Here is an 11,582-nt window from a genome sequence, read left to right as displayed (position 1 = left end):
CTCCAGAATCAGGCAGTGGCGCTCAGCCGCACGGAACGGTCGGAGCCGTCGGCGGGCACGGTGTCGGCGACGGCGAGGTGACGGGGAACCCCGAGCTCCTCGCGCAGCAGGTTCAGAATCCGGCGGCGGGTCGGGCCGATGGAGCCGTGCGGGATCCGCAGTCGCCTGCTGATCTCCGCGTAACTCAGCTCGTCCTCACCGAAAAGCAGGTCCAGCAACGCGCGCTGGGCTTCGTTCAACACGGACAGGGCCTCTTCAAGCCGTGACGAGTCCGCGGCGGCGGAGAGCGTCTCCTCGGCGGTCGCCTCGTCCGCCGGGAGCTGGAGCAACTCCAGCCCGTCGCCGACCGGGTGGTCTCGCTTCGGCCGCCCGACGTGCCGCAACGCCTCGCGCTTGGCGACCGTCACGATCCACGCGCGGATCTTGTCGGGCTCGCGGATCACGTCGATGCGCTGGAACACCCGCGTCCAGGTCGCCTGGCAGGTGTCCTCGGCGTCGTCGGCGTCCAAACCGAACGAACGGACCGTGACCCACACCAGCGGCCGGTACGACTCGACGAGCTCGGCCCAGGCGCGCTGGTCGGATTGCCGGCAACGGGCGACGACCGTACTGATGTCCGATGGCGGCACGACACGATCCCCCTGCTGTGTGAACAAAAGCCGTTGCCAGCGAACTTAAGCGCGGCTCGAGCCGTTTTGTTCACAGTCGTGATGCTCTGGAGGATTCGCTTCGAGGGCAGCGAGGCATGGTCTAGACCTCGACTCGTTAGGGTGACGCGGCATCTAAACCAGTCGAGATTGCGGGTGTGGCTCTGCGATCCTCACCGCGTGGAAGCTGACTACGAAGACGACGGCTGGTCCGAGGAGGAGCGGCCTGCGCTGAACTCTCCAGAAGAAGCCAAGGGTCTGGTCGAGGAAGTCACCGCGATCCTCGTCGCGGGCGCGAACAGGTCAATGGCCGGCCCGCCACCCGACAGGGCGGACTACCGGAACAAGCGCAAGGCGCTGGCGCACGTCCTGACGCAGTTCGGCATCCGCAACCCGTTTCCGTGGCGGACGCTCGATATAGCGGTGGAAGCGGCGAAGAACGCCCACAGCGGCACAGGCTCGCATGCCCTACGACGAAGGTACTTTCAGGAGTACGCAGCGAAGGCGATCGGCCCCCTGGAGCTGCGGATCGCTGACCGCGACAGCGGCGACATCTCGGCGGCCATCGAGGGTTTGCGTTCTGCCGTCGAGGCTACCGTGCTGGACGCATCGTCGCTTCGGCTTGAACTTCGCCGAATCGAGGCTGCGTTGCCGGGTGATCCAGGTGCCGCGATCAGTCGCGCCAAGAACTTGATCGAGGCTGTGGCCAAGCGAGTCATCATCGACTCTGGGGGCACCGTCAACACCGACCGCGCCATCTCGGCGTTGACCACTCAAGCCACCGAGGTCCTAGGCATAGACCGAAAGTCGGCAGCGGGGTACCACAAGGACTTCGCAATTCTCATGGAGAAGCTTCACGGTTGTGTCATCGCTATCGGTGACATACGGAACGCTGTCGGCGATGGCCACGGTGCAGCCGAGCTGCCAGAGGACCTTGCTCCGAGCCATGGACGTCTTGCTGCGCGTGGTGCGATCGCTTGGTGCGGCTTCATGTTGGACACACTTCACGCCAGGCAGCAGCGGTCCTAGCTGCTCTGCATTTCGGTCGGGACCTCCGGCTCGGCACGCTGAGGAGCACGGCGTTCGGTACGCATCAAGGGATGAGCTGAACTTCTGGGGCGGGAGGCTTTAGTTTCCCGCCCCAGAACGATCACGCGGTGATCGGATCGCGTGCGTCGTCGGACATCAAGGTGGCCACGAAGCCGCGGATCGTCGGGTGTTCCGCGAACGCCGACGCCGGCACCTGCCTGCCCAGCTCGGCACCGAGCTTGGCGGAGATGTCGATGAGCACCAGCGAGTCCAGGCCGAGCTCGAACACGTCCTGGTCGGGGTCGGGCGGCCCGTCCTGCGCCCCGAAGATCCGCATGACCTCCTCCTGCACGTACCCGATGATCGACGCCTCGTCGGTGAGCAGGAGCCGGGGCTGCTCGGCCGCCACGGCCTGACCGCCTGCCGCGTACCGCTTCCGCTCGAACGGGTAGGTCGGCAGCGGAACCCGGCGTGCGGACTCGTCCGCGTAGACCTTCTGCCAGTGCACGCCGGCACCAGCGGCCCAGGTCTGTGCCAGCGCGGCCAGCAGGGGACCACGGCCCGCAGCAACGTCGGCGAGGTCGAGCCACAACGACACCGGGTCACCAGAAGCGAACTCAGCCCCGGCGTGCCCGTCGGCCTTCGCCAGCGCCTCGCGCAGGTCGGACGTCCCGGCCAGGCAGGCGAGGGCGAGCTCGCCCAGCCCACCCCGGACGGCGGCGGACGAGACTCCCCACGAGAGCAGCAACTCGGTCAGTGCGAGTTGGGCGACGAGCGAGGCCTGCGGCGAGGAGGTGCCGAGCAACGCGCGGGCGTTCCCGGCCCCGGCCCGTGCCGCGACAGAGTCGGCGTGCCGGGCGAACGTGGGCAGGTCGTCGTACAGGTCGACCGCACCGGGGCACATTGCGGCGAAAGCGAAACCGAACCTCGGCGCGGCCTCAGCGACTGCGGTGACGACGGTGTTTTCGTCGCCGATGGCCAAGGTCAACGCGGCAGCACGGACGTCACCAGGGCATCGCACGGCTCGGCGGAACCGGTATGCGCGCCGTCCGACGGCGAGGGTATGTGCCACGTCGGCCAGGTCGAGCTCCGGATGGGCACGCAGGTAGCGCGACAGCCGTTCGGTCGCGGTTTCCAGGGCAGCCGGGGTGCGTGCGGACAGCACCAGCAGTTGGTCCTGTTCAACGCGGTCCGCCATGGCCGGGACGGGGGCTTGCTCCAGCACGACGTGTGCGTTGGTGCCGCCGATGCCGAACGAGCTGACTCCGGCTCGGCGGACCGGAGCGGTCCAGGCGACGGTCTCGGTGTTCACCCGGAACGGCAGGGTGGCCGCGTCGACCTCGGGGTTGAGTGCGGTGAAGTGCAGGCTCGGCACCAAAGACGCGTGCTCGAGCATCAGTGCGGTCTTGATCAGGCCGGCGACCCCGGAGGCCGCGTCGAGGTGGCCGATGTTGCTCTTCACCGAGCCGATCGCGCAGGCGCCTGCGGGCAGGCCGGGGCCGAACGCCTCGGTGAGTGCGGTCAGTTCGATCGGGTCGCCCAGCGGAGTGCCCGTGCCGTGCGCCTCGACGTAGGTGATCGAGGAAGGGGAGATGCCGGCGACCGCCTGCGCCTCGGAGATCACGGCGGCCTGGCCCTCGACGCTGGGGGCGGTGTAGCCGGACTTCGCGGCGCCGTCGTTGTTGACCGCGCTGCCCTTGATCACGGCGTGGACGTGGTCGCCGTCGCGCATGGCGTCGGCGAGGCGCTTCAGCACCACGACGCCGACGCCGCTGCCGAGCACGGTGCCTTGGGCCGACGCGTCGAACGGGCGGCAGTGGCCGTCCGGCGAGAGGATCATGCCTTCCTGGTGCAGGTAGCCCTCGGTTTGCGGGGTGCGCACGTGCACGCCACCGGCCAGTGCGATCTCGCACTCGCCGCCGACCAGGCTCATCACCGCCTGGTGCACCGCCACGAGCGAGGTCGAGCAGGCCGTGTTCACGCTCATACTTGGGCCGCGCAGGCCCAGCTTGTAGGACAGCCGGGTGGCGAGGAAGTCCTTGTCGTTGGCGATCATCAGCCGGTACCGCTCAGGGCCGGAGGCCGTGAGGTAGCGCTCGTACAGGCCGTGCAGCAGGTAGGTGTTCATGCCGGCGCCCGCGAAGACGCCGATCGAGCCGTCGAACGAGTTCGGGTCGTAGCCCGAGCGTTCGAGTGCCTCGTGCGCGCATTCGAGGAACTGGCGGTGCTGCGGGTCGAGGATCTCGGCGTCGTCGGCGGTGATGCCGAAGTGCTCGGCGTCGAACATGTCGGCGTCTGCGAGCGTCTGTCCAACCCGGACGTACGCGGGATTGTCCAGCACATGTTGGGGAACGCCTGCCGCGAGCAGTTCGTCGTCGGTGAAGTGGCGGGCCGATTCGTGGCCGGCGCACAGGTTGCGCCAGTACGCGTCGACGTCCGCCGCGCCGGGGAACCGGCAGGCCATGCCGACGATCGCGATGTCGAGTGCCATGATGCTCCAGGGGTGGTCGGGTCAGCGGCGGGGCAGCGCGAGGCCGAACTCGGCCGCGGTCTCCCGCAGGTCGAGGCACGTGCGGGCTACGTTGGCGGCGGCGTCTTCGGAGGCGCCCAGCATCGAGAAGAGTTCGATCAGCTCTCGTTCGTGCGCGGCGGGATCGCCCTCTCCGGCGGAGATCGCGAACAGGACGGTGCGCAGCCGGTCCTCCAGCTCGATCACGTTGAGCGCCTTGGGGAACTTGAGGCTGAACGACGTGCGCTGCATCTCCGGGTTGCGGTGCGAGGCGCGCAGGTGGCTGGCCGCGTTGATCTTGTAGTACATGCTGCCCCAGTGCGTGTACGAGTACAGGTTCAGCAGCCCGAACAGCCGGCAGTGGGTCTCCAGCGGTGAGGCGTTGTACAGCCCCTTGTCCTTCATCTCCGCGACCATCTGGTCCGGGTCGTAGTCGTAGCGCGAGCCGATGTACGGGAACACGATCCGCGGCAGGTCCTCCTCGGGAGCGAAGAGGATCTCCTCGACGCGGCCCTTGAACACCTCGTCGGTGAGCTTCGGTCCGAACGTGCGGTAGAAGCCCTGCACGACCTTCCGGACGTCCGACTCCATCGTGAGGATCTGCTGCGGGTCCGCGCACAACGCGATGTAGGGGATCTTCCGCTCGAACGCTACGAGGATCGCGCGGATCAGGAAGAACGACCGACACGAGTGGCACGGCAGCTTCTCGTCCAGGTACTTGCCCGGTTTCTCGGGCGACCGGGAGAAGATCTCCGCCATCACCTTCGTGATGCCGTCGTCGTCGGAGTCGAGCAGGAACTCTGCGTCGATCTTGTCCCGCATCTCGCGCACGTTCCGGACGGAGTGCCTGCTCTCGAACGGGATGTCGAACGTGTACGCCAGCACGCGCTTGCCCATGCCGTTGACGAACCGGTCCAGCATGAACGTGCTGTCCTTGCCGCCGCTGTACATGAACAGGCAGTCGAACTCACCGGACGTGGCCGGACCCGCGGTGACGAACTCCCGGTACCTCTCGCTGGTGTAGCGGAAGTTCTCGACCAGCTCGGTCGCCATCGTGAGCTTGCACAGGTTGCACAGGCCGTCGTCGTCCAGCGTCACACCGGGGTGCTGCGCCCCCAGGGAACACACCTTGCATGAGGTCACTTCCGGGGCTCCCCGTCTCCTGGTGTCCTGACCGGGCGCAACGCGCGCAGCTCTGCCAGCCCCGCCGTGCGTCGTCCGGTATCCGCCTTCGCCCGCGCCGGTGTCTTCGCGGTGAGGTGTCCTGCCATCGCACGCACGGTGGGGTGGCTGAACATGTCCACCCGCGTCACCGGGACGCCGAACTCGTCGCGCAGCCTCTTCACGACCTGCATCAGGAGCAACGAGTTGCCGCCCAGATCGAAGAAACCCGAGTCGAGTCCGACGTCGCCGCGGCCCAGCACCTCCTGCCACACGCCCGCGACCGCGCGTTCGGTGTCGGACCGCGGCACGACGAACAACGCGACCGGGGCGGCGGGCGCGGGCAGCGCCTTGCGGTCGACCTTGCCGTTGTCGGTCTGCGGGATGGCCGTCAGCCACACGAACGTCGCCGGCACCATGTAGCCGGGCAGCTCCGTAGCGGTCCAGTCCCGCAGTTCCGCGTCCTGCGCACGTTTCTGCCGCGCGACCAGGTACGCGACGATGCGCCGGTCGCCGGGGGAGTCCTCGCGCACGATCGCCACGGCATCGGACACCGACTCGTGGCCGCGCAGCCGCGACTCGATCTCACCCAGTTCGATCCGGTGCCCGTGCACCTTCACCTGGTTGTCCATCCGGTTGAGGTAGACCAGCCGCCCGTCCGGGCGTTGCCGCACCAGGTCGCCGGTCCGGTAGAGCGTGCCGGACGGCAGGCCTTCCGGAGCGCGCACGAACCGCGCCGCGGTCAGCTCGGGACGGTGCAGATATCCCTGCGCCACACCGTCCCCGCCGATGTACAGCTCGCCGGGCGTTCCCGGTGGCACCGGAGCGCCGGACGCGTCGAGCACGTGCAGGAGGGTGTTGGCGATCGGCCTGCCGATCGTCACCGGCTGCCCGGCGGCCACCTTGTCCACTGTGGACCAGATCGTGGTCTCGGTCGGGCCGTAGAGGTTCCACACCTCGGCGCACGACCCGGAGAGGAAGTCGGCCAGGTCCTGCGGCAGAGCTTCGCCGCCGCACAGCACGCGCAGGTCCGGGTCGCCGGGCCACCCCGCCGTGCGCAGCATCTGCCACGTGGCCGGGGTCGCCTGCATCATCGTCGGACGGCTGCGGCCGAGCTGGTCCAGCAACGCGAACCCGTCCGCCGCCGTGTCCCCGGTGGCGATCTCGACCCGTCCACCGCTGATCAGCGGCAGGTAGAGCTCCAGCCCGGCGATGTCGAAGCAGACGGTGGTGACCGCGAGCAGGTGGTCTTCCGCCGTGCACCCCGGCTGCTCCGCCATGGTGCACAGGAAGTTCGTCAGCGCGCGATGCCCGATGCGGACACCCTTGGGCTTGCCCGTCGAGCCGGACGTGTAGATGACGTAGGCGAGGCTGTTCGCGTCGGCGCGGTGGCGGAACTTCTCGCCCAGGCCGGTGACGTCCTCCCGGCTCACGTCCACGACGTGCGTCGGGAAGTCCCGCACGTCGTCCAGCAACGCCGACTCGGTCAGCAGCACGGCCAGACCCGCGTCCTCGGCCATCGCCCTGATCCGGGCGGGCGGGTACGTCGGGTCGAGCGGCACGTAGGCGGCACCCGCGCGCAGTACGCCGAGCAGCGTGACCACGAGGTCGGCCGACCGGCGCAGGTAGACCCCGGCGAGCGAGCCGGCGGCGACACCACGCCTGACGAGGAAGGCGGCGACGTCGGCGGACCGGCGGTCCAGCTCCGCGTAGGTGAGCGTGGTGTCCCCGAAGATCACCGCAGGCGCGTCGGGAGTGCGCTGGGCCTGCTCGACGATCAGTTGGTGCACGCACTTCGCGCGTGGGTAGTCGCTGCGGACGCTCGCCCACTCCGCCGCCATCCGCGCGTGGTCGGCCGCCGTGAGCAGGGACCCCGTCGAAGTGAACTCGGCGAACCGGCTGGTGATGTCGTTCGCGACGGCCGGGTCGAAGTGCCGGGCCGAGAACCGCCAGACCGTCTTGCCGTCGTCCGCGACGGAGATCGACAGGGTCGTGCCCGGTCGCGGAGAGGTGTCGAGGCTGACCGGGAGCCCGTCGCGGCTGAGGTCGGCCGCACCGGCCAGTTCTGGCCGGGCCCACACCTCGTCACGGCACTCAGGCAACGCGCGGGCGAGCTCCAGTTCGGTGCGCACTGCCGAGGCGAAGGCGTCCGTGAGCGGCGGCACCCGCAGCACACCCTGGTCCAGGCCCACATCGAAACCCCCGGTCTGCCCGCTGATCCTCGCGAGGAACGCGAGCACACCGGCCTCGTCGCTGAGCGCGTCGACCTCGATGGAGACGTACTCGTCGGCGGGCACCGCGGACGGCTGCTCGTGCGGCAGCCGAAGTGCCTGAAGACCGCCCAGCCGGCGCACCCAGAACTCGTCGGCCGCCTGCGCGGCGGCGATGGGGTCGGACGGACCAGGCAGGGTGCCCAGCAACCGGGTCGGGTCGGCGGCCATCTCCTCGAGCAACGCGACGAAGTGCTCCAGCAGGTGCGCGGCGGCCGCGTCGTCGAACCGTGAACGGTCGTAGCCGAGCGAGAAGGCGAGTTCTCGGTCGCGGTAGGCGTTCAGGGTGAGGGGGACTCCCACCTGGTCCCGGTAGGTCGTGCGGACGTTCTCCCAGCGCCCGCCCTGCCGGCGGAACAACGTGTCCACCACGAAGTCCTCGAACACCAGGATGCTCTCGAACAACGGCATCGACGCGGGCACGTCCGCCCACGTGCGGATGAGGCTGAGCGGCGTGTGCTCGTGCCGCTGCACGAGTTCGTGCCGGTCCCGCAGCTCGCGCACGAAGTCGATCACGGTGTGCGCGGGGTCGACGGCAGCGCGGTGCGGCAGGGTGTTGATCAGCAGGCCGAGCATCGACCCGCTGCCGGGAACCCCGGAACGGCAGGACCTGGTCACGCCGAACACCACGTCGTCACGGCCCTGGTACTGGGAGAGCAGCAACGCCCAGGCAGCCTGCACGAACCCGCTGACGGGAATGCGGTTCTCCCGCGCGAGCTGCTCGACGGCCGCCGTGGCCTGTTCCGGCAGCGAACCGGAGACCGAGCCGTAGCCGCTGTCGCCGGTGGAGCCGCCCGACCGGGGAGCTGCCGTGAACCCGGCGAGGTGAGTGCGCCAGAACGCCTCACTCGTGCGGAAGTCCTTCTGCGCCAGCCAGTCCAGGTGCTCGCTGAACGGAACCCGCTTGGGGAGATCCGGAGCGCTACCCGTGCGGAACGCGTCGTAGCGGACCACGAGCTCGTGCACGATCGCGGCGAGCGATCGTCCGTCGACGAGCGCGTGGTGCACGGTGAGAAGGAAGTGGTGCTTCTCGGATCCTGTGCGTGCCAACAGGAAACGCACCGGCGGAACGGAGAAGTCGAACGGCTGGTGCTTGTCGGCGAGCTGGTGGTCGCGCAGGCGTTGAGCAGGATCGCCGTCGCGCCAGTCCACGACGCGCATGGAGAACTCGGCGTGGGCGCGCACGATCTGGTGAGGACCGGCGGGGGCCAGCACCGTGCGCAGGACCGGGTGGGCGGCGACCAGGGCGCGCAGTGCCGCGCCGAACGCCTCGACGTCGACGCGCTCGGCCAGCGCGAGCGTGCACTGCACGACGTAGCTGCCCTCCTCGGGCGCGCTCAGGCTGTGCAGCAACATGCTGTGCTGAAGCTCGCTCAGCACGCGCGGTTCGTCCGAAGTGGATGGTCGGGTCATGGGTGCGGCTCCTTCACGTCGCACTCCCACAGTGGGGGGCCGCACCGGTTTTGATACGCCGGAGACGAATTTGCCGTCTTGGTATCTCCGCCGCACCCGGCCGGGTCTGTGGCCGTGAAGGGCGATCGCCCCGTCACCACACCAGCCGGGAGGAACCGATGTCGGAGCGTCCGTGCGCGATCGTCACCGGAGGATCGCGCGGGATCGGCCGAGCCGTCGCCGTCAGACTGGCCGCGGACGGCCACGACATCGCGTTCTGCTCGCGCTCGGTCGACGACCACGTCAAGGAGACCCTGGAGCTGGTCAGGGCCGAGGGCGCGGACGCCGTGCACGAGATCTGCGACGTCAACGACCTCGCCTCGGCACGGGCGTTCGCCGAGCAGGTCGAGGAACAGCTCGGGCCGATCGCGGTCCTGGTGAACTCCGCCGGCGTGGTGCGCGACGGCGCGTTCTTCCGGATGTCCGCCGATGACTGGGACACCGTGCTCGGCACCAACCTCACCGGCACGTTCAACCTCTGCCGCGCCGTGACGTTCGGCATGATGCGCCGCAAGGCGGGCGCGATCGTCAACGTCTCGTCCATCGTCGGCGACCGCGCGAGCGCCATGCAGGTCAACTACGCCGCCGCGAAGGCCGGCGTGAACGGCCTGACCCGCTCGCTCGCCAAGGAGGTCGCGGCCCACGGCGTGCGGGTCAACGCGGTCGCGCCGGGGTTCATCGAGACGGACATGACCGCCGAGCTCGACGACAAGGTGCGCGAGGCCGCGCTCGCGATGACGCCGCAGCGGCGGTTCGGCACCCCGGACATGGTCGCCGACCTCGTGTCGTTCCTCGTCTCGCCGCGCGCCGAGTTCATCACCGGCCAGATCGTCCACGTCGACGGCGGCATCAGCCTGTGAGCGAGAGGCAGCAGATGAAGACCGTTCCGACCTACGCGTCGTTCGTCGGCGGGCAGGACGTCCCCTCTGACCGCCACCTCTACACCGTGAGCGCGCGTTCGGTGCTGGAGGACGTGTTCGCCGCGCTGACGCTGAAGCGCAAGCTCGACGCCGGCACCACCGACCCCGCCGAGTTCGCCGACCGGATCGTCGGACGGTGCGCGGTGGCCGGGGACGACGTCAACGAGGCCGCGCTGCGGGCCGCCGCCGAGGCCGCGCCGATCTGGGCCGCGACTCCGTTGCGGACCCGCATCGAGGGCATGGCGATGATCCGCGAACGAGTCCGCGCTCGCCACGACGAGATCGTCGACACGCTGATCGCCGAGGGCAACCCGAGGCTGCTCGCGCAGTGGCAGGTGTCCGGCATGCTCACCGCAGCGAGCGACGACATGCTGAAGTGGTTCGAAACGCAGCTGTGCCAGGAGTTCTCGGTCGGGCCCCGTCGCTTGATGGTGCGCAGGGTCGCCGATGGCGTCGTGTGCGTGAACCCGCCCCAGAACGCGCCCGCGTCGAGCGCGCTGCTCGGCTGCATGTCGCTGGTGGCGGGCAACGCGATCGTCGTCCGGGCACCGCGCAGCGCACCGCTCGGCGTGATGTACCTGCTGCGCGAGTTCGTCGCGCCCGTGCTGGAGGAGCTGGGTGCGCCTCCCGGCACGCTCAACGTGTTCTGCGCCCGGCCGGGCCGCACCATCGACGCGTGGCTGGAAAGCCCGTTGGTGGACGACATCTTCTACACCGGAAGCGTCGAACGCGGCCTCGAGGTCGAGCGGAAGTGCGTCGAGGCCGGCAAGAAGCCGATCCTGGAGCTGAGTGGCAACGACTGCGTGGTCGTCTGGCACGACGCTGACGTCGAACTCGCCGCCCAGGCGCTCACCGAGGCGTTCTACGGCTCCGGCCAGATCTGCATGGTGCCCAACCAGGTCGTGGCGCATCCGCGCATCGCGGACGCCCTGCTCGCCGCGCTCGACGACGCGCTGGAGAAGGTCCAGCCCGGCTACCCGGACGAGGACGGCGTGCTGTTGTCCCCGGTCATGCGCACGGAGAGGTTCTTCGGCTATGTACGTGACGCGCTGGAGCACGGCGCCGAGCTCGTGCGCGGCGGACGGCGGCTGGAGGTCGACGGCACACCCTCCGACACCGGGATGTTCCTGGAGCCCACGGTGCTGCGCGTGGATGGTCTTGCGGACTGCCGAGACGTCGAAATGGTCCGCGAGGAGACCTTCTTCCCCCTCCTCCCCGTTGTCGTACCGGAGGAAGCGGAGGACCAGAGCCTGCTCGACGACGTGATCGCGTTCGTCGAGAGCAACCGCTACGGCCTGCGCAACTCGTTGTGGAGCAAGGACCCCGCGGTGATCGACCAGTTCGTCCGGCGGATCCGCAACGGCGGCCTGCTCAAGGTCAACGACTCGCACATCGGCTTCGCGCCGTACCTCCCGACCCACGGCGGCACCGGCCTCACCGGTGGCGCGTTCGGCGAGGCCAACTACCCGGCCCTGCGCACCTCCCACCTGCAGGGCGTCTCGATCGCCGAGGACGTCCGGCCCCTCGACGCCGTCTTCGACTCGTACCGCCTCGTCGCCGGCGGTCCCGCCCAGACCAAGGAGTAGCAGTGCAG

General features: G+C 69.2%; 7 protein-coding genes. 3 read left to right on the top strand and 4 right to left on the bottom strand.

The window, feature by feature from the left end; genetic code table 11:
- Positions 1-8 precede the first annotated feature (8 nt).
- Positions 9-629: a sigma-70 family RNA polymerase sigma factor gene (locus tag ABZX02_RS07320; protein WP_355295736.1), complete on the bottom strand. Its 621-nt coding sequence runs from the start codon at positions 627-629 to the stop codon at positions 9-11.
- A gap of 198 nt (positions 630-827) precedes the next feature.
- Between ABZX02_RS07320 and ABZX02_RS07315 the strand changes: the two genes are divergently transcribed.
- Complete coding sequence (locus ABZX02_RS07315; protein WP_355295734.1) at positions 828-1,676, top strand: abortive infection family protein; 849 nt, start codon at positions 828-830, stop codon at positions 1,674-1,676.
- A gap of 121 nt (positions 1,677-1,797) precedes the next feature.
- On the opposite strand, the gene ABZX02_RS07310 is transcribed toward ABZX02_RS07315, so the two are convergent.
- From ABZX02_RS07310 to ABZX02_RS07300, 3 genes are read right to left on the bottom strand one after another with little or no spacing between them, the layout of a single operon-like run.
- Positions 1,798-4,167 (bottom strand): beta-ketoacyl synthase N-terminal-like domain-containing protein, encoded by a 2,370-nt coding sequence (locus ABZX02_RS07310; RefSeq protein WP_355295732.1) that lies wholly within the window; start codon positions 4,165-4,167, stop codon positions 1,798-1,800.
- A 21-nt stretch (positions 4,168-4,188) separates the two neighbouring features.
- The gene (locus ABZX02_RS07305) at positions 4,189-5,328 is read right to left on the bottom strand and encodes an OzmP (protein ID WP_355295730.1); all 1,140 of its coding nucleotides are present in this window, start codon (positions 5,326-5,328) and stop codon (positions 4,189-4,191) included.
- Positions 5,325-9,029 (bottom strand): amino acid adenylation domain-containing protein, encoded by a 3,705-nt coding sequence (locus ABZX02_RS07300; RefSeq protein ID WP_355295728.1) that lies wholly within the window; start codon positions 9,027-9,029, stop codon positions 5,325-5,327. The genes ABZX02_RS07305 and ABZX02_RS07300 overlap by 4 nt, the downstream gene beginning before the upstream one ends.
- 158 nt (positions 9,030-9,187) lie before the next feature.
- Here ABZX02_RS07300 and fabG point away from each other — a divergent pair, with 158 nt between their 5' ends.
- Both fabG and ABZX02_RS07290 read left to right on the top strand, forming a co-directional pair.
- Positions 9,188-9,928 (top strand): 3-oxoacyl-ACP reductase FabG, encoded by a 741-nt coding sequence (fabG, locus tag ABZX02_RS07295; RefSeq protein ID WP_355295726.1) that lies wholly within the window; start codon positions 9,188-9,190, stop codon positions 9,926-9,928.
- A gap of 14 nt (positions 9,929-9,942) precedes the next feature.
- Positions 9,943-11,574: an aldehyde dehydrogenase gene (locus ABZX02_RS07290; protein ID WP_355295724.1), complete on the top strand. Its 1,632-nt coding sequence runs from the start codon at positions 9,943-9,945 to the stop codon at positions 11,572-11,574.
- The last annotated feature ends 8 nt before the right edge of the window (positions 11,575-11,582 follow it).

Source organism: Lentzea sp. NPDC003310 (assembly GCF_040610935.1).
In the GTDB taxonomy this organism is placed as follows: domain Bacteria; phylum Actinomycetota; class Actinomycetes; order Mycobacteriales; family Pseudonocardiaceae; genus Lentzea.
The sequence above is the reverse complement of the archived record's forward strand: the minus strand, read 5'-3'. Positions and strand labels throughout refer to the sequence as shown.

Bases quoted from the DNA above. Each gene is read 5' to 3' on its own strand.
- ABZX02_RS07310 (WP_355295732.1), bottom strand. From the start codon at position 4,167: ATGGCACTCGACATCGCGATCGTCGGCATGGCCTGCCGGTTCCCCGGC.
- fabG (WP_355295726.1), top strand. From the start codon at position 9,188: ATGTCGGAGCGTCCGTGCGCGATCGTCACCGGAGGATCGCGCGGGATC.
- ABZX02_RS07290 (WP_355295724.1), top strand. From the start codon at position 9,943: ATGAAGACCGTTCCGACCTACGCGTCGTTCGTCGGCGGGCAGGACGTC.
- ABZX02_RS07300 (WP_355295728.1), bottom strand. From the start codon at position 9,029: ATGACCCGACCATCCACTTCGGACGAACCGCGCGTGCTGAGCGAGCTT.